This is a genomic window from Anoxybacillus eryuanensis (genome assembly GCF_051200995.1).
Taxonomy (GTDB): Bacteria; Bacillota; Bacilli; order Bacillales; family Anoxybacillaceae; genus Anoxybacillus; species Anoxybacillus tengchongensis.
Map to the genome: position 1 here is coordinate 169844 of NZ_JBPODS010000003.1, position 26387 is coordinate 196230.

Genomic DNA, 26387 nt, shown 5'->3' on the forward strand with positions numbered 1-26387 from the left:
TTAAACACCGTAATGAGCTTGGATTTGTTTGGAGACATATTGGAAAAACTGTTCGACAGGCATCACTTGTTCGTTAAATAAATCGTAAAGTTCTCCTTCATTAGCAAACACACCACTTAATATGCCAATTCGTGTATCTTTACCGATTGCTTCCCCAGCAAATGTTTGTTCCATCGTTTCTTTAATCTGCTTTGTTTGTATACCCCATCCATTCCCTGTCGCACTCAATTGTACACGTCCAAGGAAAAATGGATTTGCCACGTTATACATTCCACCGATGACGAAAAGCGGAGCTAAATTTTCCTGTCTTCCACGGATGTTGCGGTTTAACACTTTTAACACTTCAAGCAGCTGAAGTACACGATTCGCTTTTTCTTCATTTGGAAGTTCAATCTCTCCATCTACACCGACACGGTTTAAATCAATGGTAAGCGTATATGTGTAAAAACTATGATGTTGTTCAATATTGGCTAAGTTAGCATCTTGTCCAATGCGGTTTGCAAGTCCCATGTTGTTTAAAAATTCCAAATCACTTTTGTACGGCTCAAGCGAAATCGCATGGCTTAATCGAACAACCGCAGGGCGTTTTTGCGAATTTTTATCTGTTTTTAAATACCCGAATAAGTCCATTTCCACAGAATCGTTGATCGATACATCTTTTTTAAATTGAACAACTCCGCTCGCTTTATCGACTGTATCTAAATTCCACCCAAACAGTTCATTTCCAAGGCGAACAATATCATAGCGGATGCTCTGGCGTGATGCGTACGTATATACTTCCCCATCGCCGCGATGAAATTTCTTTAACTCTGAAATATTAGCAATTCCTTCTCCATAGTTTAATGAGTTTGCTTGAAAAACGGTGGTTAACGTTAACGCTTTTTTCATGCTTGAACTTCCTCCTGTTCTTCTTTATATTGATTGGCTAATAACCCAGCAATAAATGCATTTGCCACTGTCGCAAAATCTAAATCCCGTTCGTGTAACGCATTTAAGAAAATAGACGAAATTGGGCGATCTGCCGACATATAAATGCGCAAAAGCGTGTCCATAAAACTTTCTCTATTTCCTGCTTTTGCAGCGTTTAATAAGCGGTACGCAATACTTGTTACTTTTTTCTCCGAACCGCTTGAACGCATAATCGCTTCGCGAATTTCCCGACCTTGCATAAACAACGCCCATACTCTTTTATCTGTCGTGGCCATATCTCTCACTCCCTTTTTAAACTGCAAAATTCGACTCCGTTCCCGCACCGCAATGTACGGACCCATCGTACTTCTTTCATTTTTGATACAATCACGCAAATAGCTATGGATAACATGAATTGGATCTGCCCCACGCAACACATATTGCACAAACTGCTCGCTATAGTCATATGGTTTAATGCGATCTAGTCTATCGGCATATTGTTTGAAATAATGAGCTAAATACATAGGCAGATGATAATAATGTAAATGTGTTTTTTTGCTACTATAATCAGAGAAGAATTCTAAGAAAAACAAATGATCAACTGTATACTCCGATTCTTTTTTTACACTTTGAACAAGTTGGCTAATAATCTTATTGAAAGGCTCTCTTTTTTTCTTTAATTGCTTAAAATGATTGTTTTTCTGTAAAACTTCCGCGAAAGTTGCATCCGTCTGAACAAAACCTGCGTACAACCGTCGTTCTGTTTGTTCATTTATTCCTTCATTTTTAAAGTAAATGGTCGATCCAATAGGTGCGAATAAAAGCACAAGTTTCGCTAATGAAGATAATGGTTTAGGTTGCTGACTATCAAAATGCCAACTGAAGTTAAACGCGTTATCTTTCGCAACACCGATTGGGGAAAATACCATTTCTTCAAAGTTGTAAAAAGCAAAACGTTCATTAAAGAGCAAACACCTATTTATTTTTTTCTTGATATATTCTTGGACTTCTTCTAACTTTTTTTTCTTCCATTCCCGTTTTAATTGTTTAAAGGGCTGATATTCACTCTGTCTCTCTAAAAAAGAAATTATCTTTTCAACCGAGTGGCTATTCTCAAGAACGTATTCCAACTGTAAATCATTAATTACAGGAAAAACATAACTTCTATAAAACTCTTCTACATGACCATTTAAATCCAAACTATTTTTTGTGACATTTAAAAAAGATACTTGTCCAAAAAAGGATTGTAATATAGCTGCTTTAAAATAATTAAAAGTCAATTTTTCGTTAATTTTTTCTTCATTAACAACGTTTTTGAATTCATGAATATGTTCTAAAAGCTGGCTCATATGTTCGTACTTTTTAATTTCCTTCATCTTCTCAATGATGTCTTCTAATTTAGGATTAGGGAAATATTTAAGAACTTTTTTTCCTGTATCTGATATAATTTTCTTTATCATTGACAAATGATTTTTAAACTGCTCTATATTTTTCAATTTCTCTATGTAGTCATCTAATCTTTCACATTCCCTTCTAGCAACACTATACTCCTCCAACAAATACAAAAAATATGCCTTTGGCAATTGCGGAAGTACATCTGTATCAAGTTCAATTCCCCATGGTTTAATAGTCACGCTATCTTTGTACTCATCGCCAATGATTCCGTTTTTTCGTCCATATTCAAATACACGATATAGCCCCACAAGCCCCATGTTGATCATCCATTCGCCCATGTGCAGTTCAATTCTCATTCCTTCACCTCCTCCACTTCGAGCATTCCAAATCCTTGATTGCGTCGTTTTGACAAACCAAGTTGATAAAGCAGTTGTAGATCAACAGGATCTCCGCTTACCTTAAACAGACCATGATAAGCTGTAAAATATAAATGCTTTCCTTCCCCATACTTTTCAGCAAATTGACGATTGGACTCTTTTATAACCATTTTTTTAAATTGAATAGGTCGTATCTCCAATGGTTTGTATAATCCCTTGCCACGATATTCACATAAAATCGTATCGGCTAAGTAATTGATATGTTTTTCATAGTTCGGATCATCTGGCGCGATTGGTACTTTATTTTCATCTTCTATTAACAAAGGGGAGAGCGTTCGAAAAACAACAGTAGATGATGTAATCTTTTTTTCATCCCCCGTGACTATTTTTTTACGAATCAATTCGTATCCTTTGTACTCGAACTTTTTTCTGCTTTGCAAACCATTATAGACATGAAGCAAAAATTCATAATCAGGCGAACTAATAATAACGCGTAGTTCATCTAACTCAATTTCATCACCTTTGAAGCGGAAATTTTTTAAAAAGGGCGAGAAAACGAACGGTTTTGTTACATTTGCCTGTGCATATAACTGCTCGTAATATTCCTCACTGGATGCTCGTATACTTTCTTTAAGGATTGAAACAATTACCATCCGATAATGAACCGGAATTTTTTTTACTTGAAATGAACAAATAATTCTCATAATACACCTCCTTTTGCCCCATTTTATCGAAAAACAAAAGAAAATGTTGTCGTTTTTTGTCAAATAGACTTAAATTTCAAGGAAATTTTACAATTAAAAACATATCACATCCAATCATTATATTGAGCAATTTAAAATTAAAAGCTTACAAATATTCATCTGTTCCCCTCATTTTCTTGACATAATATTTAAATATACAAATAATAGGAACGGGAGCAAAAAATATAGAGGACGAAGGAGGAAGTCATTTTGTTTAGAGCTATATTTTCTTTTCTCATTGCTTTCATTTTTTTATTTACTTCTTCTGCATACGCCCATCCAGGAAAAACAGATGCAAACGGCGGGCATACTTGTCGAACAAATTGTGAAAAATGGGGGCTCAAAACTGGAGAGTATCATTATCATGATAAAAACGGCAACATTATTCGCCAAAAAAGTAAAGCCACGGGTGTTCCTGCTATTCGTGTAAATTCAAAACATATCGTAAAAGTCATTCGTGTAGTAGATGGCGACACGATCGATGTACGCTTCTCTAACGGTGCAACATCGCGTGTTCGTTTCATTGGCGTTAATACACCAGAAACCGTCCATCCTCAAAAACCAGTCGAGAAATATGGGAAAGAAGCGTCTAACTATACGAAAAAACGATTAACTAACAAGACTGTCACACTCGAATTTGATGTCGGGGTAAAAGATAAATACGGTCGATTCCTAGCGTACGTTTGGGTTGGAAAAGAGCTTTACAACGAAACGCTCGTCAAAGACGGATACGCACGCGTGATGACAATTCAACCCAATGTCAAATATCAACAACGCTTTCTTGAGGCTGAACGAAAAGCACGCCAACAAAAGAAAGGTCTCTGGAACGTATAAACAACATAAAAGCTGTTCCGAACAACACTTCGGAACAGCTTTTTAATCCTTATAGGTACGATAAAAACTATCAAAATGTTTTTTGGCTAACATTTTTTTATTGATATTTCAATTCCTCATAGGTACGATACAAACCCCAAAAAGTGTTGATATATCAACACATGGAAAAGCTATACAACATCATTATACATAAATTTGAAAATTCAGTCAATAGTCTATATCCGTTGATACAACTGAAAGAGTGGCAAAATACAAACTGTCGTCGATCCCCCGGGGTTTTTGCAAGATTGGAGGTCGACGACAGTCGTGAAGTTTATCACAAGTGAATTGTATTAAAAACAGTCTCCTGTTTAGAGACTGTTTATGCTTCGGCATTCACTTCCGCGATAATAACAAAACCGATGACGGCTGTAATGACTAGGCCTGTAATCATCCACATCATCATACATTCCCCCTTTGCCCATTTTCTTTTATTTTACACGTTTTTGTTTCATTCGAAAATGGGGTAAAGTAAATTATATATCCTCTTCAACTTTACGTACGTATACGTTTGAGCGGTGGGAGAAAAAAATAGAGGCGAGCATGAGAATAAACACCGCTCCGAGCACAAGTGGTCGCTTTGCTTCGTCGATGGCGTTTGGAATCCATGTTCCGACATATAAAAACGCACTAAGCGCAAATAAAACGAGACTGTATGCTTTATAGTCACGCGCTTTTCCTAACCAATGTCGCTTTTGTTCATCCAACATAACCGTCCCCCTTTCCTTCTTTCAATGTATCATAGAAAAGAAAAAAGGGGACGATGTAATTTATGCCAAAGCTTGTGCTAAGTCTTCCATTAAATCGTCGGCATCTTCTAACCCGACGGAAATGCGAATGAGGCCGTCGGTAATGCCTAGTTCATTGCGGCGCTCTTTCGGAATAGAGGCGTGCGTCATTTTTGCTGGGAGTGAAATTAAACTTTCTACCGCTCCTAAACTTTCCGCTAGCGTAAAATAGCGAACGCGCGTTAATACTTGTTCCGCTTTTTCAGCGCTGCCAACGTCAAATGACACCATGCCGCCAAAGCCGCGCATTTGTTTTTTCGCTACATCATGGTTTGGATGTGACGGAAGCCCAGGGTAATACACGCGCGTAACAGCTGGATGATTCGTTAAAAATTCAACGATTTTGCGCGTATTTTGTTCATGCTCTTCCATGCGGATGCCGAGCGTTTTTATGCCGCGCATCAATAACCACGAATCTTGCGGACCGAGAATGCCGCCTGTCGAGTTTTGAATAAAATGAATATCTTTTGAGAGTTGCTCGTTATTGACGACGACAAGCCCAGCGACAACATCGCTATGGCCACCTAAATATTTTGTCGCGCTATGAATGACGATGTCTGCGCCAAGCGCAATTGGTGTTTGCCAATATGGTGTGCTAAACGTGTTATCGACAATCGTTAACAATCCATGACGTTTCGCAATCGCTGATGCCCCTTGTACGTCTGTAATTTTTAAAAGCGGATTTGTCGGTGTTTCGATATAAATGGCTTTCGTGTTTGGTTGAATGTGCGCCTCAATGTTCGCTAAGTCACTCGTATCGACAAACGTTGATGCAATGCCCAAGCGGTTTAATACTTTCGTCATGACGCGATACGTGCCACCATATACGTCGTCAGTTAAAATGACGTGATCGCCGCTATTGAACAACATCATGACGGCAGTAATGGCTGCCATGCCTGAGCTAAACGCAAAGCCAGCATATCCTTCTTCCACATCTTTAATAAGTTCCTCTAAAGCATGGCGGGTCGGGTTGCCTGTGCGTGAATATTCATATCCTTTATGCACGCCGACCGCTTCTTGTTTATACGTGCTCACTTGATAAATGGGAACAGAGACAGCCCCTGTATGCACATCTCCGGCAATGCCGCCATGAATCAATTTCGTTTTTCTTCTCACATTACATCCCGCCTTCATAAATATGTTTACTTAAATATCGTTCGCTGCTATCTGGAAAAACGACGACGATGTTCGTTCCTTCTTCCGCCTGTTCCGCTTCTAATAAAGCGGCATGAAACGCAGCACCAGACGAGCTACCGACAAGCAGTCCCTCTTTTTGCGCAAGCTCCTTGACGCGACGAAACGCATCGTCATCTAAAATCGTATGGATGGCATCAAAATAGCTCGTATCCATATATGGTGGCAAAAATTCCATGCCGATGCCTTCGGTGCGATGTGGACCCGATGCTCCACCGTTTAAAATCGACCCTTCTGGTTCAACGATGACCGTTTTTATCCGCTCATTTTTTTCTTTTAAAAATTTCGCCGTTCCCATAAATGTGCCACCTGATCCAGCACCAGCAACGAAAATGTCAATTTGTCCGTCTAGTTGCTCCCAAATTTCTGGACCGAGCGTTTTATAGTACGTGCGTGGGTTCGCTGGATTTTCAAACTGTTGCGGACAATAGGAGTTTGGAATTTCAGCGGCGAGCTCTTTCGCTTTCCGAATCGCCCCTGCCATTCCTTCGTTCGTTGGTGTATGGATGATGGTTGCGCCAAGTGCGCGCATCAGTTGTTGCTTTTCGATGCTAAATTTTTCTGGCACGCAAAAAATGACGCGAATGTTTTTCCCGATCGCAGCAAGCGCAAGACCGATTCCTGTATTGCCTGCCGTTGGCTCAATAATTGTTCCGCCTTCTTTTAACTTTCCTGTCGCTAGCGCATCGTTTAACAATTCTTGTCCGAGACGATCTTTCACGCTTCCGCCCGGATTCAAATATTCTAATTTCGCAAATATGCGCACCCCTTTTGGAAGCGGAAATTGTGTAATTTCAACCATTGGGGTACGTCCAATTAATTCATGCACGCTTTTCGCTACTTTCATGCTGTAACCTCCTAAAAGATGAAAAGAAGGAGAGGGGGGCTCTCCTATTTGTTTAATTCATTCACCATTAATTGAACAAGTTCAGATGAATGAAGGGCTGCTTTTTGTAAAAATTGTTCAAACGATATGTTTGACTCTTTGCCAGCGATGTCTGATAACGCGCGAATGACGACAAACGGGACGCCAAATTGGTGGCATACTTGCGCAATCGCAGCCGCTTCCATTTCGACGGCATATAAGTCTGGAAATTGCGTGCGTACAAAATCGACGCGCGCTGGATCGTGCATAAATGAATCGCCTGTCGCAATTAATCCTTTCGCCACTTGAATGTCGCGAATGTGCGCTGCGCTCGTTTCAGCTGCTTGCACTAATCGCTCATCAGCAACATATCGCGCTGGCATGCCTGGCACTTGACCGTAAGCGTAGCCGAATGCGGTGACGTCGACATCATGATGAACAACTTCGGTCGAAATGACGATATCTCCGACGTTTAATGATGGGGCAAAACCGCCAGCAGAGCCTGTATTAATTACAACATCTGGCGCAAAACGTTCTAATAAAATCGTTGTCGACATCGCCGCATTCACTTTCCCGATGCCTGATTTTAATAAAACGACGTTTGCCCCGTCTAACGTACCGCTGTAAAACGCGCAATTCGCTACTGTCGTTTCTGTTCGATTGGCTATTTTTTCGCGCAAAATCGCCACTTCTTCTTCCATTGCTCCAATGATTGCTATTTTCATCGTTTCAACCTCTTTCACTTATTGTTTGACAGCTTCCATCAACCAGACGAAACGATTCATCGGCGTAAAGGTGACGGTAAAACCGTTTGTTGTAAACGCGCGCTCAAGAATAGGAATTGTCGTGTAATATTCGCGCTGTAAGTCCTCTGCTAAGTCAACAAATCCTTTTTGTTTTGCTTCTGCAATCATCGCCTCATACGCTTCGCGATCAATGAACGCTGTATCAGCAAACACTATTTTACCACCTTTCCGAAGAAGTGCGCTATATTTGCCGATCGCTTCTTCTTTTTCCTTATCTGTTAAATGGTGAAATGCATATGTGCTCACGATCGTATCGACCGGTTCATTTGGCAAGGGAAACTGTAAAAAGTCTCCGTCTTCAATCGTCACATCACCGAGTTTTTCTTTGGCGAGCTCACGCATCGGTGCGGACGGTTCAACGCCATATACCGTTTTTTTCGCTTCGATCAATTTTTTTGTTAAATTTCCTGTTCCAACGCCAAACTCTAAAACGACGTTGCCGCTTTTTTCAACGACTGTATTTAAAATCGTCTCATATCCGTCAAATACGTCACGGTATTGTTCATCGTGCCCGTATACAGACGAATCGTACGACTGTGCCCAATTCTCAAAGATGTCTAAAAATTCACGTCCCATGATGTCACACTCCATAAAATATAATAATTCCTATAAGTATAGTATGAATTTAATGTACTGCTGTTCTCAATCTACCACATTTTTTTTAGATGTTCAATGGAAATATGTTAAACTACGTGTAGAAAGGAGGAAGACGATGATTACGTTTGATCTCATTCAAGATAAAGTGGAATTTTTCGAAGCGACGGACTTAGCGACGTTAGAGAAAAAAATTAATGAGCAAATTGAACATAACAAAGCGATTATGCTTGAAGTACATCATGTTTCGTATCACATGCAACTGTTAGAAAACGGACAACGTCTTTATAGTGCGATGGTGCATTTTAAAGCAAAAAAATAGAGCGTCACGGACGGCGCTCTATTTCTTTTAATTGTTGCACTTTTGTTGGCTTCCACCCTTCATTTGTCACCCATTCGATAAACACTTTATAATGTTCCGTTTTATCTTTTTTGGAGACCGTAGCAACAGCATGATTCGGACTTCCGCCATTTCCAATAAACCAAACGATTAAATCAGAAGAAGAAATGCCTGTCGCATAGCTAATCGCATCAATCATTTCTTTCCAGTCAACCGAGTTTTTATCGTACGTTGTTACATGCGGTTCCGATTGCGTTGTACCGATCGGTTGCCATGATGGGTTAACAATTTCACGAATGACATTGGAATTTGGGTCATCGACAACCGTTTCTTCTACTTTCTCATTGTTTTCTTGTTGTTCTGATGGTTGTTCTGACGGTTGTTCATTCGCTTCTGATTCGTTTGTTTCGACTTCAACTGGTTGCGGAGATGTGTTTGTTTCTTTTACTGAACGTTCGTTAGCAAACAACCATTTCCAGCCGAAAAATAAAATAAGCGCAAATACAATCGCAATCAACGTATTCAATATACGATTTACTTTTCTTTGTTTTGAACGTTTCGCAAAACGGCTGCTCACTCTTCGTTCATTCCTTTCTGTTCCAACTCATATGTGGCACGAACGATATCGGCAAAAATGGCGTTCGTGACAGAGGCAGCTGATGCTGTTTCTAATTGTACCACAACGAGCGCATATTTTGGACGGTCAGCTGGAAAATAACCTGCGAACCATTTGTTTACGAGTTTTTCTTTCCCCGTTTCTGCTGTTCCTGACTTTCCTGCTACGGCATAAGGCAATGATTGAAATGCACGACCTGTACCTTCTGGATGCATCACAACAAGTTGTAACAGCTCTTGTAGTTTGTCGATCGTCTCTTGGCGCAAGGAGTCGGTTGTTAATCGCTTTTCGTCAAAAGTGAAAAACGTTGTACCATTTTTATACATCATTTTCCGAGCGATACGCACTTGTTTTGCCTCACCGCCGCGAGCAATGGTTGCCATCATATTCGCTACCGCAAGCGGTGAAACACGGACATCTTTTTGACCGATCGCCGTTTGGGCAACAGCAAGCGGAACGTGTTTATCTCGTTCATCCGTCCAAATTTTCCCTTCTTTCTCTTCGCGAAGTGGACGAAACGATTCGAAATGATATACATTCCCTTCCCAACCAACGCGCGGAAACAAACCGAGCTTTTGAGCATATATATCAAACATATTTTTGTCCATCGCAAGAAGCTGTTTTCCTAACTCTCCAAACGTTCGATTACAACTGATTGCAAAACTCTCTTCAAATGACCGCATGCCTTTCTTTTTTTCTTCCGGCTCACCGTTAATTTTCCGGTCACAGTTAAACGTTTGTCCGTGAATAAGCCCGTTTTCAAGTGCTGCTGCTGCAACGACCACCTTAAACACAGAACCCGGCACTTGAGGAAGGAGCGCTCTGTTTTGTGCCGCTCCGTCTTTATACGGATTTCGTTCATCAATCGCTGGGGCGCTTGCCAGCGCAACAACGTCGTTTGTTTCGACATCGAGCAAAACGACAGCTCCTTTTTCCATCCCATGTTGGGCAATGATTTGTTCGACACGTTGTTGCATGGTACGGTCAATGGTTGTTTGTACGGTAATCGGATAAAATGGATTTGCTTGCTCTGTATATTTTACATCCATGCCAAATAGCGGTTCACCGCGAGCATCTACGTGATACAGTAGCTTCGTTTCCCCATCAGGAATTAAAAACTCGTCAAACGAACTTTGTAAACCTGATACACCTATTTTTTTTGCTGATAACTTTCTATCCCCGTATCGTTCCTTGAGCAACTTCTCATTTTCACCAAGTAAACCGATCACATGTTGGGCGTATTTTTCCTTTAGTTCATATTGTTTATGAACAGCGATGACACCGGGAATATGCAACTCATTAATACGTTCCATTTGCCACGATTGAAGCTGAATGGGCCGTTGTCCGTTATGCAAAATGATTGGACCTTTCGCCTCTTCAAGCTGTCGTTTGATCATCTCTTTTGGCATGGAAACGATCGCAGCAATTTGATCGATTGGCCAGTCCATTTTTCTTAAAAACGGAAATAGGACGAGCGTTGGAATGTACTCGTATGTAAGCGGCTGACCATAGCGATCAACGAACATCCCGCGCCCATCATCGATAATGAGCTGTTCCGTTCGTTGGGCGACGCTCGCTTCAATTAAATTAATCCCATGAAACGACTCGGTGCTTACAAGTTGTAGTTGAACGAGCCGACCGATCAAACTGAATATGGCTAGTTGAATGATTGTTAATATGATGACCATCCGTTTTTTTACCATAAAAAACACCTCGTCTTCATTGTCGACGAGGTGTCGTATTTTAAAACCTATTTCACTGCGATGATTTTTACAACCATGTCTCCGCCAGGCGTGTGAACTGTCACTTCTTCACCAACACGGCGACCGATAAGCGATTTAGCAATTGGAGAGTCGTTTGAAATTTTTCCTTCAAACGGGTCCGCTTCTGCACTACCGACGATCGTATACGACTCTTCTTCCCCATCTGGAAGTTCGACAAATGTCACTGTTCTTCCAAGCGATACGATGTCTGTACTTTCTAAATCTTCTTCAATAATTTTCGCATTGCGAATCATATTTTCAAGCATTTGAATGCGCGATTCAACGAACGCTTGCTCATCTTTTGCCGCATCGTACTCGGAGTTTTCAGATAAGTCCCCGAAGCTGCGCGCAATTTGAATGCGCTCTACGACTTCTTTTCGCTTCACTGTTTTTAAATATTCAAGTTCTTGCTCGAGTTTCTCCTTCCCAGCTTTCGTCATTGGGTATTCTTTTTCCATTGACATGTCATTCACTCCTTTTATTTATGTATGGAAAATGTACGAACGGCTCGTTCGTACAAAGACAAAAAGTTTACATATTATCTATGCTATGGTATTACAAAATAGAATTTTGTTCAAGAATCGTTTGAATTTTTGTAACCATTAAGTCGATGGCAACGTGATTATGGCCGCCTTCTGGGATGATGATGTCGGCATATCGTTTCGTCGGTTCAATAAATTGATTGTGCATCGGACGCACGACATTTACATATTGCTCGATGACCGACTCAAGCGTGCGTCCACGTTCTTTAATGTCGCGCAGTAAACGACGGATGATGCGAATGTCGGCATCCGTATCAACGTACACTTTAATATCCATTAAGTTGCGCAATCGTTCATCTTCTAATACAAGAATGCCTTCTAAAATGATCACGTCTTTCGGTTCAACGCGAATAACTTCGTTTGAGCGCGTATGAAGCGTATAATCGTATACAGGCTTATCAATTGGTTCGTAATTCAACAGTTTATTAATATGTTCAATAAGCAAGTCATTGTCAAAAGCGAGCGGATGATCGTAGTTTGTTTTTAATCGTTCTTCAAACGGTAAATGACTCTGATCTTTATAATAAAAATCTTGTTCAAGCATTAAAATAGAATGTCCTTGAAAATGTTCATAAATCGCTTTTGTAACGGTCGTTTTCCCCGAACCGGAGCCTCCTGCAACTCCGATGACAACCGGTTTCTTCCTCATGTTAGTGCCCCTTTCTCATCATGTTGTATGGGAAAACTTCTCGATCGACTTTAAAACGAACAATTTGGAGCGGATGACGGGCAGCATCAAGCTCGTTCCCTTCTTCATCCCAAATTTTTTCAATAACTTGTGTAAAGTTTTCAATTTCAGGTCCGAAAAATTCAACTTCATCGCCTGGTTTGAAGAAGTTGCGCTGTTGCAACGTCACGATGCCTGTTTGTTTGTCATAATCAAGCACAAGACCGACGAAATCGTACGTTGTTTTTTTGCTATGAACACCAAACATTTGCTCTTTATAGCCTGGAACACCTTCAAAAAAGGCTGGTGCGGTGTCACGATTAGCGCATTTATCGAGCTCATCTAGCCACTCTTTTCGAATGACGAAATTGTCGGGGTCTGCGCAATAAGCATCAATGACTTTGCGATAAACACTAACGACCGTTGCCACATAGTGAATCGACTTCATACGGCCTTCGATTTTTAAACTATCAATACCGAGTTCAATCATTTTTGGAATGGATTGAATTAAGTTTAAATCTTTCGGGCTCATCGCAAACGGATCGTCCGTTTCGTCAAATAACGCCAGCGCTTGATCTCCTTCAAGCTTGTACAAATCGTAATCCCAGCGACACGATTGACAACAGCCACCACGGTTAGAATCACGCGCAGTCATATGATTGCTTAATACACATCGACCGGAATACGCAATACACATCGCACCGTGAATAAACGTTTCAATTTCAATATCGACTTTTTCTTTTATTTCACGAATTTCTTCTGCGCTAGTTTCACGGGCTAAAACGACGCGCTCAAGTCCTTCTTCTTTCCAAAATTGTACCGCTTTCCAGTTCGTAAGCGACTGTTGGGTACTTAAATGCACTTCAAGTTTCGGTGCAACGCGACGCGCGGTTTCAATAATAAGCGGGTCAGCAACGATAATGCCGTGCACACCAACGCGCTCTAAACCGCGCAAATAATCTTCAAGGCCAGGAATGTTTTCGTTATGGGCGTAAATGTTCGTCGTCACGTAAATTTTCGCCCCATATTGTTTCGCAAATTGCACACCTTCTGCCATTTCTTCAAGCGTAAAGTTGTCGGCATTTGAGCGGAGACCGTATTCTTGTCCACCGATAAACACAGCGTCTGCCCCATAATGAACCGCCACTTTTAGCTTTTCTAAGTTGCCAGCTGGGGCAAGTAGCTCTGGTTTTTTCACAATGACACGCTTGCCGTCAATGATTTGTGATATGCTCATATGTCTCCCTCCTTTTTCAATATACCGTTTCTTTAAAGAAAAAGCCGGTGTCTAATGGACGATGCTTCGGTTGAATCGCCTCAATGCGCGCAAGCAGTTCACCTTTTTCTTCTTCGTATTGTTCGCGGTTTTCTGCGCACAAATCGATGGCTCGTCGATATAGTTTCGTTACCTCTGTAATATACTCTGGCTCATGAAGCACACCGTCAATTTTAAAGCTATCGATTTCTGCGTCAATCATGTCCCCTAGCTCGTCAATAATACAAATATCATTTGGGCTCATAATGTGCGTACCGTTTTCATCTTCGAAAATCGGATATTTATTGTCGCGTTCTTTATCGTATAAAAAGAGCCCTTTCGCATACTTCATTTGTTGTACTTCCATAAACTTTCCTTGATATCCAAAATAGTTGCCGATGAGAGAACGTTTCGATTGAAACATGCACGTCATCCCATGCACTTGCACTTCAATTTCCACTTCCGCATGGTGTTTAATATCAATAATTTCTTCCATATTTAATTCTCGGGCAAGAACAGCACGTTTCGCTCCTTTTCGTCCCCAATAGTTGCACGCATACCAGTTTGTTGCTGTCGTTTCTGTATTCCAATGAAGCTTCATATGCGGTGCCACTTCTCGCACCGTCATTAACACCGCTGGGTCGCCAAATACGATGGCATCCACTTGTTGTTCTGCTAAAAAGCGAACATAATCACTCAGTTCATCGACTTTATCGTTATGAAACAACGCATTCATCGCAACATACACGCGCACACCGTGCTTGCGTGCCACATGCATCGCATCTGCCACGTCTTGACGTGAAAACTCGCCTGCTAAACGCAAACCGTACCGTTGTTCACCAATGATGACGGCATTCGCTCCCGCTTGAGCAAGTTGTTCGATATGAGCAACGCTCGTTGGCGTAACAAGCAATTCTGGTTTTTTCATTTTACTCACCTCGTTTTCTCGATATCGCCATTCCGTCACCGATCGGAATGATGATCGTTTCATAGTGCGGATGCGCCATCAACCATTCGTTATATGCTTGAATTTTTTTTACGAGCTGGCGCATCCGTTTTTGTTCAATTGGTTCATTTGTGGCGACAAGTCCTTTAAACAATACGTTATCTGTTATAATGATTCCTTGTTCGCTTAAAAGTGGCTCGTACAACTCAAAAAAGCGGCGATATTGTCCTTTTGCCGCGTCAATAAACAAGACGTCAAACGGAGCATGTTTTTTTACTTCATCGCTCATGTCAAGCGCATCGCCAAACAATAGCGTCATTTGCCCATCCGTATTCGTTTGCGCAACATAACCGAGCGCTTGTTTGTAGCGCTCTTCATCTCGTTCGATCGTAACAATTTTCGCATTCGGCAACGCTTTTGCCATCCGAATAGCAGAGTAGCCAATCGCAGTGCCAATTTCTAAAATGCGCTTCGGTTGGATGAGTTTTAATATATGCAACATCGTTTCGATGCTCAGCGCATCCATAATCGGAACGCCGTGTTCACGCGCATATTGTTCCATCGCTACAATTGCTTCCTCTTTTTTAGGAAGCAATGATTCCATATATTGAATGATTTCCTGATTTACCAACGAACCGTCCTCCTCGCAAAAACAAGAGTTCAAACGAGTTGAACTCTTGTTTCGTCACGATCCATAACTTTATATATACTACCATAAATCAAAACAAAATGCGAACGTTTTATTGCTTTCCGATATATTTTGCCTTTTCCCGATTATGTTCGTCAAGTGTTTTTGTAAAAATCACTTCTCCTGCTGGTGTAGCTAAAAAGTAAAAATAATCTGTCTCCGCTGGATGAAGAGCTGCGTGAAGGGACATTTCTCCTGCATTCGCAATCGGTCCCGGTGGAAGTCCTTTGTGTATATACGTATTGTACGGTGAGTTTACTTCTAAGTCTTTGTAATATACACGTTGCTTATGCTTGCCGAGCGCATATAAAACCGTTGGATCGGTTTGGAGCGGCATACCTTTTTCTAATCGATTGTAAAACACGCTTGCAATTTTTTCACGATCTGCTTTTTCTGTTGCCTCTTCTTCAATGAGTGATGCCATCGTTAACAATTGATGAACCGTCATGCCGCGCGCTTCCATATCTTCTGTATATTGCGCCAACACTTCTTCCGTTTTGGCAATCATCGTTTCAATGATTTCTTCGAGCGCAGGTTTTTCTTCTGTAAAGGAATATGTCGCTGGGAATAAATATCCTTCAAGCGCATAGCGAATGTTTTTATTTAAAATATCCGTTGTTAAAACGGAGGGATATTTTTTTATTAGTTCATCAATATAGACACGATTAGTTAATTTCGCCATAATGTCTTCTGATGAATAGCCTGTTTTTTGCGAAATGATCGTTGCAATTTGCGTCAGCTGTTTTCCTTCTGGAATCGTAATTTTTAATTTCGCTTCTTTGACGACTTTTCCTGTTTTTAGCTTGTCTACAATTTGCGCTAACGTCATGGCTTTTGTAAATGTATAATTGCCCGCTTGAAAGTCAGCGTGGTTTTTAAATTTCACATAATAGCGAAAAATGTTCGCATTTTTAATCAAACCGTTTTTTTCTAATGCATTCGCAATCGTATATACCGATGAACCGATTGGAATTTCTACTTGAATTGGTGTTTTATCGTTTGGATCAACCGGCTGCAAGGCAGAACGAATATATACAAACAAGCCAATGCATGCAGCAATCATCACTAATAACAAAGGCGTGGTAATATACAAGACAATTTTCCGTACCGTTTTCGCTTCGTGTTCTTGTAACATGCGTCATCCTCCCCTCACTTTTGACATTATACTACAAATAATGACATGACATAAATAAAAAAAGAAGCTGACGTATAGCCAGCCTCTTATTCTTCTCCTTCTTCCTCTTCACCGAGAAATGTGTTTAACATTTCTTCGATCATATCCCATTCTTCCTCTGTTTCGATCGGCTGCAATTCTCCTGCTTGCCCATCTTCTCCTGGAATAAAAGAAGATGCATGAATTTCAATTTCTTCGTTGTCATCTTCTTCTGCACCAATTGGATAGTACAGAACGTAAGATTTTCCAAATTCTTCAGATTCGAATGTAAATAATACTTCGCAAAGTTGCTCATTGCCGTCTTCATCAACGACTGTAATGTGTTTTTCACCGTGTTCCATCATGTTCACCTCAATTGTTTATAGTCCAAATACGATTGTAAAATCATCACTGCGGCCATTTTGTCGATCACTTGTTTTCGTTTTTTTCGACTAACGTCCGCAGCGACTAACATGCGCTCTGCCGCCATCGTGGACAATCTTTCGTCCCACAGTACGACAGGAAGTGAAAACGTTTGTTTCACTTGCTCGGCAAAGCGTTTTGTCGCCTCGCCACGCGGTCCGATCGTGCCGTTCATATTTTTCGGAAACCCGATCACGATTTCTTCAACCGCATATTGCTCAATCAATTGCCGCAAACGTTCAAAGCCGTACTCTCCGTGTTCTTCGTCGATGCGAATCGTCTCGATGCCTTGAGCCGTCCACCCTAGCTCGTCGCTCACGGCAACACCGAGCGTTTTTGTTCCAAAGTCTAATCCTAAAATACGCATGTGTCTATTCCTCACGATGTGTTCGTAAATAGAATTTCACTAATTCTTCAATTAATTCGTCGCGATCGACTTTGCGAATTAAGTTTCTGGCATCTTTATGGCGAGGGATGTAAGCTGGATCACCAGACAATAAGTAGCCGACAATTTGGTTAATCGGGTTATACCCTTTTTCCTGCAATGCGTCGTATACGGTAAGCAACACTTCCCGAACATCGACATCCATCGGTTCTTCCGGAAAGTTAAATTGCATTGTATTATCAAACGAACCCACCGTTCTTTTGCACCCCACTCTCACGTTCCACGAAATCTGGCATATCCATCCTTACATCCATTGTACACGATTTCCACCGTTTATTAAACAGATTTTACCCACTGTTCGACAAATTTAAGCGCTTCGTCTACTTTATTCGCATCTTTTCCGCCTGCTTGTGCTAGATCTGCACGGCCACCGCCACCACCGCCGCAACGCGTCGCTACTTCTTTAATGAGTTTCCCTGCGTGATAGCCACGGTCGATTAAATCGTTTGTTACACCAGCAATTAAGTTTACTTTATTTTGTTGTACAGAAGCAAGCACAATGATTGCGGATCCTAATTTTTGTTTTAAATCGTCAACCATTGCACGCAAGCTGTTCATATCTGCGTTATGGACTTTGCTTGCAACAAGTTGAACGCCGTTCACTTCTTTTGCTTCGTTCGCTAAGTTTTCTGCTTCCATGTGGCTTAAACGTGCAGAAAGCGATTCGTTTTCGCGCTGCAATTCGCGCATATCGTTCATGAGCGTATCAATGCGCGTTAATACATCTTTCGGATTTGCTTTTAATTTTTCCGCTGCTTCTTTTAATAATGCAATTTGATCGTTCATTAAACGATACGCCGCTTTTCCTGTGACCGCTTCAATACGTCGTGTACCTGCCCCAATGCCCGATTCAGAAACGATTTTAAATAAACCGATTTCGGCTGTATTTTTCACATGGCAGCCACCGCAAAGTTCTAAACTATAATCACCTACTTGTACAACGCGCACGATGTCGCCATATTTTTCACCAAACAGCGCCATCGCCCCCATTGCTTTCGCTTCGTCAAGTGGTTTATAGTCGATCGCAACAGGGAGATTGCGCCAAATTTGCTCATTGACAATCGCTTCAATTTGTTCAAGCTCTTCTTGTTTTACTTGACCGAAGTGCGTAAAGTCAAAACGTAAACGATCAGGCGCAACAAGCGAACCGGCTTGGTTGACATGTACACCAAGCACATCTTTTAACGCTTGATGCAACAAGTGTGTCGCTGTATGGTTTTTCACGATATCAACGCGCGCTGCCTCATCGACACGTGCTGTATATGTGCCGTTTGTTTGAATGACCCCATGTTCGACGACGATATGATGCAAATGTTGACCGTTTGGTGCTTTTTGTACGTCTTTTACGTACGCTTTTCCTGTTTCTCCTTCAATCCAGCCACGGTCCGCAATTTGTCCACCGCTTTCTGCATAAAACGGCGTTTCACGTAAAATAATTTGCGCTTCTTGTCCTTCGCTTACTTCGTTCACAAGTTGACCGTCTTTCACGATCACTTCGACAACAGACGAAACAGAAAGTTGATCGTAGCCGACAAACATACTTTCTACTTTAATGTCGCCTAATACGCCACCTTGTACTTGCATCGAATCGACATCTTGACGTGCAGCACGCGCTCGTTCACGTTGGCGCTCCATTTCACGCTCAAAACCATCATGGTCGACTTTCATTCCTTCTTCTGCCGCATACTCTTCCGTTAATTCAACAGGGAAGCCGTATGTATCGTACAAGCGGAATACATCTTCACCGCTAATCGTATCGCTACCACGTTGTTTTTCTTTTTCAATGACGCTTGCTAAAATGGCAAGTCCTTCGTTTAACGTTTCGTGGAAGCGCTCTTCTTCATTTTTAATAACCTTTTGAATAAACGCTGCTTTTTCTTTCACTTCCGGATAATAGTCGACCATAATTTCACCGACAACCGGAACGAGCTCATACATAAATGGACGTTGAATGTTTAATTGTTTCGCATAGCGAACGGCACGACGCAATAAGCGGCGCAACACGTAACCGCGTCCTTCGTTTGATGGCAGCGCGCCGTCGCCAATCGCAAATGTTACAGTACGAATATGGTCTGCGATGACTTTAAATGCCACGTCTTTTTCAGCATTTGTACGATATGTTTCACCTGAAATTTGTTCGGTTGCGCGGATGATTGGCATAAATAAATCGGTATCAAAGTTTGTCGGAACGTCTTGTAAAATTGAGCACATCCGCTCTAATCCCATGCCTGTATCAATGTTTTTCTTCGGAAGCGGCGTATACGTACCGTCAGGATTATGGTTAAATTGCGAAAAGACGAGGTTCCACACTTCTAAATAGCGCTCGTTTTCCCCCCCCGGATATAATTCCGGATCGTTCGGGTCGTTGCCAAATTGTTCACCGCGATCATAGAAAATTTCTGTATTTGGTCCACTTGGACCTTCCCCGATATCCCAGAAATTCCCTTCCAACCGAATAATGCATTCTTCCGGCAGACCAATTTCGTTATGCCAAATGTCAAACGCTTCTTCATCTTCTGGATGGATCGTGACAGAAAGACGATTCGGATCAAAGCCGATCCATTTTTCGCTCGTTAAAAACTCCCATGCCCAATGAATCGCTTCCCGCTTAAAATAGTCGCCAATCGAAAAGTTTCCGAGCATTTCAAAAAACGTATGATGGCGTGCTGTTTTTCCGACATTTTCAATATCGTTTGTGCGAATCGATTTTTGTGCATTACAAATGCGTGGATTGTCTGGAATGACGCGACCATCGAAATATTTTTTTAATGTGGCCACACCGCTATTAATCCATAACAACGATGGATCATCAATTGGAATGAGCGATGCGCTCGGCTCAACGGCGTGACCTTTTTCTTTGAAAAAGTCTAAAAACATTTGACGAACTTGAGCAGATGTTAGCTTTTTCACGTTTCCTTCCTCCCTTATAAAATATAAAAAACTCCCATCCCTGCTCAGGGACGAGAGCTTGCTCGCGGTACCACCCTGTTTATGGACAAACGTCCATCACCTCAACCGCCGTAACGTGGCTTCGTCGGCAGGGTTTGCCTGCACTCAGGATTAGCGTTCTGTTACCCTTCATCTGGAATTTCTTTCAGCCGCGGAAATTCCTCTCTGTGCGCCAACATGCGCTTTAAGATGGACTGTAACATACTCGATCCGTCATCGTTTTTGTATGTATTACTCTTGTGAAAATTATAGACAAGCCCCTTTTTTTTGTCAATTTGTTTTCAATGAACGAATATGCACAAATGTCGCCTTACCAATCGCAACGATCGGAACAGCAACAATTAAACCGATGATACCACCGATTTCCCCGCCAACAAATAGGGAAAACATAATGATCAGCGGATGTAAATGTAAGCTTTTCCCTACAATAAGTGGAGATAAAATGTTTCCTTCAATAAACTGCAATAAAAAGACGATGCCTACAGTAAGCAGTAATTTGTTTACCGATATGGTTGCAGAAATAATCGCTGCTGGAATGGCGCCGATAATTGGTCCGAAATACGGGATCACATTTGTGACCCCAACGATGATGCCAAGCAAAAGAGGATATTTCATATCAATGAGCCAAAACGAAAGCGTAGCAGCTGTTCCGATCAATAAACAGACGAGCAGTTGTCCACGAATATATCCACCGAGCGTTTGATCGACATCACGTAAAAATTGCATACCTTTATTGCGCCACTTTTTCGGCGTCCATTCCCATGCCGCTTTTTTTATAAGCTCCACATCTTTTAACATGTAAAATGCGATAAACGGAATAATAAAAAAGACGATGACTCGATTAATTAGCTGTTTTAACCCGATAATTGTTCCCGTAACCGCCCCGCTAATAAACGTTTCTGCTTCTGTAATCATCGCTTCAATTCGTTTATGAACATCGTAAGGCCATGTGGCCGTTTCTTCATGAATATAATTCGTCCATTGTTCATACGTGCGGACAAATATCGGTAAACTTTTATTTAAATCTTCAAGCTGGGCAATAAATAATGGCGTGCCTTTATAAACCGCAAAACCGATTCCTCCAAAAAATAACGCATAAATAGAAAGAATAGCGAGCGCTCTCGGCATCCCACGTTGATGAACATACTCTACGACAGGATGCAATAAGTATGTAATGAACGCAGCGATAAGAAAAGGGGTTATAACTTTAATAAACATATGTAAAAATGGCAACCATACGGATTTGAGTTTCACAACGAAGTAAATAAAAATTAAAACTAATAACATTTTCATTAAGCGAACGAAAAAATGAAGATGTGGATGTTCCAAACTGATCCCTCCTTTACTTCTATAGTGTGAGGACAAATAGAAGATGTTATACGAAAAACGGCAACCTCAAATGAGATTGCCGTTTTTCGTTACATAAATGGACGTAACATTTGTTTGCCGACTTTTCGCATGTTGCGCATGTTCATGCCACCGTTTCGTTGCGCTAATTGGTATGCTGCCACTCCAGCACCGATCGCAATTAAAGAAGCGATTGTTCGATTCATCGTCATTCTCCTTTCATTACGAAAACAAAGTTCGTTCATGTTCGCTAAATAAATCGTCAAGGGAGCTAAGCGTTCCGTCTTCTTCGACTTGATGCGTATAAATCATTCCTTTTTGAACGGTTAGCTCAATAAAGCAATTCCAACAATAATACTGATTGACGCCGATTTTCCCTAAATCTTTACTTTGACAGTTCGGACACTTTAACATAAAAAGGCACGCTCCTTTTTATTTTTTTCTTCTATCTTTGTCATTTTTTTACGCAAACATACATCATTGCAAAAGAAGCGTACCGATATGTGTGTCCATTGTTATGTTACGTCATTTTCCATGAAGTCATACGGGGTAACACCTTCCATTCCGATGTTTGCATCTTCCATTGGGAGCAGTTGTTGTTCAGGAGAAATGGTAGCTGTTAATTTTTCGTATAGCGTTGTTTGCCTCGTCCCGTCATCTGTTCGCATCACCCCAAGTTGGAACGCTTCTTCTTCACCGCATAAAATTAAGTACTGCTTACTGCGCGTAATGGCTGTGTATAGTAAATTGCGTCGCAGCATACGATAATAACTTTTCACAACAGGCAAAATAACGATTGGAAATTCACTTCCTTGCGATTTATGAATCGAACAACAATACGCGTGCGTAATTTGGTGCAATTCTTGTTTCGGATACGTCACTTCATTTCCATCAAACGAAACGACAACGAGATCTTGTTTTTCGACATTTTCATTTGCATAAAAAATAGCAACGATCTCACCGATGTCTCCATTAAAGACGTTTTCATCTGGCTGATTGACAAGTTGCAACACTTTATCCCCTACACGATAAACGACATCACTAAAAGTAATCTCTCTTTTATTGTCGTGTTTTGGATTAAATAATTGTTGCAACGTTTCATTCAGTCGATCAATTCCCGCATGACCGCGATACATCGGAGCGAGCACTTGAACGTCTTTCGCCCGATATCCTTTTTGTTTTGCACTTTCAGCTACTTTTTTTACAACGTCAACGACTTGTCCACTCGTGCAACGAATAAACGAACGATCTTTTTGCGGAATCGTCAAATCTTGAGGAATGTTTCCATCTTTAATCGCATGAGCAAGCGAAATGATCGACGAACCTTCCGCTTGACGATAAATGTCTGTTAGTCGAACGGTCGGAACGACATTTGCGCGAAGCAAATCTTTTAACACTTGTCCTGGTCCGACAGACGGCAGTTGATCCTCATCGCCAACGAAAATAACTTGCATCGATGATGGAACAGATTTTAACAACTGATTCGCTAGCCACGTATCAACCATAGACATTTCATCAACGATTAACAGCTTTCCGCAAATCGGCTCATCTTCTCCGCGCTGAAATCCATCACCACTCCAACCGAGCAAACGGTGAATCGTCATCGCAGGCAAGCCTGTCGATTCCGTCATGCGCTTCGCTGCACGTCCTGTTGGAGCAGCAAGCAAAATAGGAAATGGCTCTTCCGTATCATAACTCGTCGGGTCAAGCGATAGTCCATGCAATTTCGCAAACAAATGAACAATGCCGTTAATGACCGTCGTTTTTCCTGTGCCCGGTCCGCCCGTTAAAATGAACAACGGGGAACAAAGTGCTTGTTGAATCGCCTCTTTTTGTTTTTGCGAATATTGGATATTTGCTTCTTCTTCCCATTCACCAAGCGCAAGTAAAAATTCCGCTTCAGAAAATGTTGATATATCGGATTGTTGCAATAGTCGCTTGACGTTTGATACAATACCCTTTTCGGCGAAATATAACGAAGGGATATAAAAACGATCTTCTTCAACGATTAATTTCCCTTCTTCAGATAAATGAACCATTTCACGAGAAATGCAAGCGACATCAACAAGTTCTGGACGTTTTGCTTCTAACAGTTGTTTTACCTCTGTAAGCAGCTGTTCATACGTCATATACACATGTCCTTCTTGCATGCAATGTTGTTCAATGACGTATAAACAACCAGCCCGAATGCGATCCGGATGATTCCCGGAAATGCCGAGCTGCAAGCCGAGATCATCGGCACGTCCAAATCCGATTCCTTCAACATCTTCCACAAGTTGATACGGATTTGTGCGAATGATTTGTAACGTTTCATCTTTGTACACTTGATAAATTTTCATCGATAATTGTGGTCCGAAGCCAAATTGCGATAAAGCGATCATAATTTGTTCTAATCCTTCATGTTCGCGCAACGTTTCATATAGCTGTTTCGCTTTTGCTTTTGTCAATTTCGGAACGTTGGCAAGCACGTCGGGATCTTCTAATATTTTTGAAATCGCTCGCTCTCCTAACGTTTCAACGATCGCAGTGGCTGTTTTTTTACCGATTCCTTTAAACATGCCGCCCGATAAATATTGAATGACTCCTTCTTTCGTTTCAGGAAACTCTTTTCGAAAATGATCGACAACATATTGTTTCCCAAAGCGCGGATGTTCTTTAAATGAGCCGAAAAACGTATATGTATCATGCTCACCGAGCAAAGGGAAATAGCCTGTCACAACAACATCTTTTTCGATATGCGCTTCATTTGTTTCTTCCACACGCACACGAATGACCGAATATAAATTGTCTTCGTTATGAAAGATTGTACCGACATGGACGCCTTTAATAAACGATCGTCCGTCTAAATCTAACTGTTGTTGCAACGCCATCCCCCCCTTTTTTACTGTAATGCTTGTTCCATTAGCTTTTTCCCATGACCTGCTAACAAATGATCCGGCTGAATGATAAGCGCCTTTTCAAACATCGCATGTGCCGTTTTCGGATCGTCTTTGTATGCATACGCGACACCTAAATTGTAATACGCATCCGCATGTTGATCGTTTAAATGAATCGTCCGTTCAAAATACGTCATCGCCTCATCGACAAACAGCAATTGAGCTAAGCAAAGTCCGAGCTGAAACGTCGCTTCCACATCGCGCTCGTTTAATTCTACTGCCCGCTGAAAATACGGCATCGCTAAACGTGGTTGCTCTAAATACATGAGCGACATGCCGAGCATAAAAAACACATCCCCGTCCGTTAATCCAGCTTGAATTGCTCGTTCAAATTGTTCTTTCGCACGTTCGAACTGTTGGCGATTGTAATACATCGATCCGAGCCCGTAATATGCGGTTGCAGCTTTTTCATCAAGTTCAAGCGCTTTGTGAAAAAAGCGTATCGCTTTTTCTTCTTCTCCGACAGCTGCTAATACGTTCCCGAAATTAATGTAACCAACAGGATCGTTCGGTTGCCGTTCAATTGCTTCGTGAAAGCATTTAACCGCTTCTTCATATTTTCCCTGCTGCATATATTGAATGCCTTGCGCATTGTAATCCATCTCTATCACCTCATATTCAATATTATAACAAAAAAGCCTTCAACTCGTCTGTTGAGTTGAAGGTTAGCCAACGTATGTCAATCTTTCACCGTTGCGAAAGACTTGATCGATCGTTCCGCCACCGAGACATTGTTCACCGTTGTAGAAAACGACCGCTTGACCTGGAGTCACTGCGCGCACGCGTTGCTCAAATGACACACGCGCTGTCGTCTCATCAATCATTTCTACTGTTACCGGCACATCCGGCTGACGATAACGGAATTTCGCTGTACATGACATCGGTTCACTCGGCTTTCGACCGCTTACCCAATTCACATTCGTCGCAATGATCGCATCAGAATAAAGCAGTTCATTATCAAACCCTTGCGCCACGTATAAAATGTTATCTTTTACATTTTTCCCGACGACAAACCAAGGCTCTCCGCTACCACCGATACCAAGTCCGTGGCGCTGTCCGATCGTATAATACATTAATCCGTCGTGCGTGCCTTTCACTTGTCCATCGAGCGTTTGCATCTTGCCCGGTTGTGCAGGTAAATAATTGCTTAGAAACTGTTTGAAATTGCGTTCGCCGATGAAACAAATGCCTGTGCTATCTTTTTTTCCTGCTGTCGCAAGCCCCGCTTCTTTTGCGATTTCGCGCACTTTGGACTTTTGTAATTCGCCGATTGGAAACAACACTTTTGATAATTGTGCTTGCCCGAGCTGATTTAAAAAATACGTTTGATCTTTGTTTGCATCTAATCCGCGCAACAATTGATATTCTCCATCACGATACGCAACGCGCGCATAATGGCCTGTTGCTAAATAGTCGGCACCAAGCGCCATCGCATGTTCTAAAAACGCTTTAAATTTAATTTCTTTATTGCACATCACATCTGGATTCGGCGTGCGCCCTGCTTTATATTCATCTAAAAAGTACGTAAATACTTTTTCCCAATATTGCTTCTCAAAATTAACTGCATAATACGGGATACCAATCTGATTGCACACACGCACAACATCTTCATAATCTTCTGTTGCGGTACATACCCCGTTTTCATCGGTATCGTCCCAGTTTTTCATAAAAATGCCGATGACATCATATCCTTGTTGTTTTAACAATAATGCTGCTACCGATGAGTCAACTCCACCGGACATGCCTACTACTACTCTTGCCATCGTTTTCCCT

At 41.5% G+C, this 26387-nt stretch carries 28 protein-coding genes; 2 read left to right on the forward strand and 26 right to left on the reverse strand.

Going from position 1 to position 26387, the window contains the following annotated elements; genetic code table 11:
- From cas7i to cas6, 3 genes are read right to left on the reverse strand one after another with little or no spacing between them, the layout of a single operon-like run.
- Window positions 1-888 (reverse strand): type I-B CRISPR-associated protein Cas7/Cst2/DevR, encoded by an 888-nt coding sequence (gene cas7i / locus HNQ84_RS05465; protein ID WP_435621424.1) that lies wholly within the window; start codon window positions 886-888, stop codon window positions 1-3.
- On the reverse strand, window positions 885-2660 hold the full coding sequence (gene cas8a1 / locus HNQ84_RS05470; RefSeq protein ID WP_435621425.1) for a type I-B CRISPR-associated protein Cas8b1/Cst1: 1776 nt from the start codon (window positions 2658-2660) through the stop codon (window positions 885-887). The genes cas7i and cas8a1 overlap by 4 nt, the downstream gene beginning before the upstream one ends.
- Entirely contained in the window at window positions 2657-3385 is a 729-nt protein-coding gene (gene cas6, locus HNQ84_RS05475) for a CRISPR-associated endoribonuclease Cas6 (RefSeq protein ID WP_435621426.1), read from the reverse strand. Before cas6 ends, cas8a1 begins: the two co-directional genes overlap by 4 nt.
- A 249-nt stretch (window positions 3386-3634) precedes the next feature.
- On the opposite strand from cas6, the gene HNQ84_RS05480 reads away from it, so the two are divergent.
- Window positions 3635-4258 carry a thermonuclease family protein gene (locus HNQ84_RS05480; protein WP_435621427.1) on the forward strand — a complete coding sequence of 208 codons (624 nt, stop codon included), beginning with the start codon at window positions 3635-3637 and terminating at the stop codon, window positions 4256-4258.
- A gap of 515 nt (window positions 4259-4773) precedes the next feature.
- Here the strand turns inward: HNQ84_RS05480 and HNQ84_RS05485 are convergent.
- From HNQ84_RS05485 to HNQ84_RS05505, 5 genes are read right to left on the reverse strand one after another with little or no spacing between them, the layout of a single operon-like run.
- Window positions 4774-5007, reverse strand: a complete 234-nt coding sequence (locus tag HNQ84_RS05485; protein WP_435621428.1) for a YrhC family protein — start codon at window positions 5005-5007, stop codon at window positions 4774-4776.
- 60 nt (window positions 5008-5067) lie between these two features.
- Window positions 5068-6201 carry a bifunctional cystathionine gamma-lyase/homocysteine desulfhydrase gene (locus HNQ84_RS05490; RefSeq protein WP_435621429.1) on the reverse strand — a complete coding sequence of 378 codons (1134 nt, stop codon included), beginning with the start codon at window positions 6199-6201 and terminating at the stop codon, window positions 5068-5070.
- Window position 6202: 1 nt separating this feature from the next.
- The gene (locus tag HNQ84_RS05495) at window positions 6203-7126 is read right to left on the reverse strand and encodes a PLP-dependent cysteine synthase family protein (RefSeq protein ID WP_435621430.1); all 924 of its coding nucleotides are present in this window, start codon (window positions 7124-7126) and stop codon (window positions 6203-6205) included.
- Window positions 7127-7170: 44 nt separating this feature from the next.
- Complete coding sequence (gene mtnN, locus HNQ84_RS05500; RefSeq protein ID WP_435621431.1) at window positions 7171-7869, reverse strand: 5'-methylthioadenosine/S-adenosylhomocysteine nucleosidase; 699 nt, start codon at window positions 7867-7869, stop codon at window positions 7171-7173.
- Window positions 7870-7887: 18 nt separating this feature from the next.
- The gene (locus HNQ84_RS05505) at window positions 7888-8526 is read right to left on the reverse strand and encodes a class I SAM-dependent methyltransferase (protein ID WP_435621432.1); all 639 of its coding nucleotides are present in this window, start codon (window positions 8524-8526) and stop codon (window positions 7888-7890) included.
- A 136-nt stretch (window positions 8527-8662) separates the two neighbouring features.
- On the opposite strand from HNQ84_RS05505, the gene HNQ84_RS05510 reads away from it, so the two are divergent.
- Window positions 8663-8866: a DUF2536 family protein gene (locus HNQ84_RS05510; protein ID WP_032100156.1), complete on the forward strand. Its 204-nt coding sequence runs from the start codon at window positions 8663-8665 to the stop codon at window positions 8864-8866.
- A gap of 4 nt (window positions 8867-8870) precedes the next feature.
- On the opposite strand, the gene HNQ84_RS05515 is transcribed toward HNQ84_RS05510, so the two are convergent.
- From HNQ84_RS05515 to mnmA, 18 genes are all read right to left on the reverse strand, one after another.
- Window positions 8871-9461 carry a YrrS family protein gene (locus HNQ84_RS05515; RefSeq protein WP_435621433.1) on the reverse strand — a complete coding sequence of 197 codons (591 nt, stop codon included), beginning with the start codon at window positions 9459-9461 and terminating at the stop codon, window positions 8871-8873.
- On the reverse strand, window positions 9458-11203 hold the full coding sequence (locus HNQ84_RS05520) for a peptidoglycan D,D-transpeptidase FtsI family protein (RefSeq protein WP_435621434.1): 1746 nt from the start codon (window positions 11201-11203) through the stop codon (window positions 9458-9460). Before HNQ84_RS05520 ends, HNQ84_RS05515 begins: the two co-directional genes overlap by 4 nt.
- Window positions 11204-11250: 47 nt before the next feature.
- Complete coding sequence (gene greA, locus HNQ84_RS05525) at window positions 11251-11727, reverse strand: transcription elongation factor GreA (RefSeq protein WP_035019996.1); 477 nt, start codon at window positions 11725-11727, stop codon at window positions 11251-11253.
- Between the two features lie 91 nt (window positions 11728-11818).
- Window positions 11819-12454 (reverse strand): uridine kinase, encoded by a 636-nt coding sequence (gene udk, locus HNQ84_RS05530; RefSeq protein WP_183241097.1) that lies wholly within the window; start codon window positions 12452-12454, stop codon window positions 11819-11821.
- A gap of 1 nt (window position 12455) precedes the next feature.
- The gene (locus HNQ84_RS05535) at window positions 12456-13709 is read right to left on the reverse strand and encodes a peptidase U32 family protein (protein WP_435621435.1); all 1254 of its coding nucleotides are present in this window, start codon (window positions 13707-13709) and stop codon (window positions 12456-12458) included.
- 16 nt (window positions 13710-13725) lie between these two features.
- Complete coding sequence (locus HNQ84_RS05540; protein ID WP_435621436.1) at window positions 13726-14655, reverse strand: peptidase U32 family protein; 930 nt, start codon at window positions 14653-14655, stop codon at window positions 13726-13728.
- Between the two features lies 1 nt (window position 14656).
- Window positions 14657-15304 carry an O-methyltransferase gene (locus HNQ84_RS05545; RefSeq protein ID WP_055441937.1) on the reverse strand — a complete coding sequence of 216 codons (648 nt, stop codon included), beginning with the start codon at window positions 15302-15304 and terminating at the stop codon, window positions 14657-14659.
- A gap of 109 nt (window positions 15305-15413) precedes the next feature.
- Entirely contained in the window at window positions 15414-16496 is a 1083-nt protein-coding gene (gene mltG, locus HNQ84_RS05550; protein ID WP_435621437.1) for an endolytic transglycosylase MltG, read from the reverse strand.
- 86 nt (window positions 16497-16582) lie between these two features.
- Window positions 16583-16876, reverse strand: coding sequence for a DUF1292 domain-containing protein (locus tag HNQ84_RS05555; RefSeq protein WP_032100163.1), 294 nt, complete (start codon window positions 16874-16876; stop codon window positions 16583-16585).
- A 5-nt stretch (window positions 16877-16881) separates the two neighbouring features.
- Entirely contained in the window at window positions 16882-17304 is a 423-nt protein-coding gene (gene ruvX / locus HNQ84_RS05560; protein ID WP_435621438.1) for a Holliday junction resolvase RuvX, read from the reverse strand.
- 4 nt (window positions 17305-17308) lie between these two features.
- On the reverse strand, window positions 17309-17575 hold the full coding sequence (locus HNQ84_RS05565; protein WP_435621439.1) for an IreB family regulatory phosphoprotein: 267 nt from the start codon (window positions 17573-17575) through the stop codon (window positions 17309-17311).
- Between the two features lie 83 nt (window positions 17576-17658).
- Window positions 17659-20292 carry an alanine--tRNA ligase gene (alaS, locus tag HNQ84_RS05570; protein ID WP_435621440.1) on the reverse strand — a complete coding sequence of 878 codons (2634 nt, stop codon included), beginning with the start codon at window positions 20290-20292 and terminating at the stop codon, window positions 17659-17661.
- 309 nt (window positions 20293-20601) lie between these two features.
- Window positions 20602-21660 carry an AI-2E family transporter gene (locus HNQ84_RS05575; RefSeq protein WP_435621441.1) on the reverse strand — a complete coding sequence of 353 codons (1059 nt, stop codon included), beginning with the start codon at window positions 21658-21660 and terminating at the stop codon, window positions 20602-20604.
- 89 nt (window positions 21661-21749) lie between these two features.
- Entirely contained in the window at window positions 21750-21890 is a 141-nt protein-coding gene (locus HNQ84_RS05580) for a YrzQ family protein (protein ID WP_080730253.1), read from the reverse strand.
- Between the two features lie 10 nt (window positions 21891-21900).
- Window positions 21901-22092, reverse strand: a complete 192-nt coding sequence (locus tag HNQ84_RS05585) for a YrzR-like zinc ribbon domain (protein ID WP_032100167.1) — start codon at window positions 22090-22092, stop codon at window positions 21901-21903.
- A 101-nt stretch (window positions 22093-22193) separates the two neighbouring features.
- Window positions 22194-24548: an SF1B family DNA helicase RecD2 gene (gene recD2 / locus HNQ84_RS05590; RefSeq protein WP_435621442.1), complete on the reverse strand. Its 2355-nt coding sequence runs from the start codon at window positions 24546-24548 to the stop codon at window positions 22194-22196.
- 11 nt (window positions 24549-24559) lie between these two features.
- Complete coding sequence (locus HNQ84_RS05595) at window positions 24560-25216, reverse strand: tetratricopeptide repeat protein (protein WP_435621443.1); 657 nt, start codon at window positions 25214-25216, stop codon at window positions 24560-24562.
- Between the two features lie 63 nt (window positions 25217-25279).
- Window positions 25280-26377 carry a tRNA 2-thiouridine(34) synthase MnmA gene (mnmA, locus tag HNQ84_RS05600; protein ID WP_435621444.1) on the reverse strand — a complete coding sequence of 366 codons (1098 nt, stop codon included), beginning with the start codon at window positions 26375-26377 and terminating at the stop codon, window positions 25280-25282.
- Window positions 26378-26387: the final 10 nt, after the last annotated feature.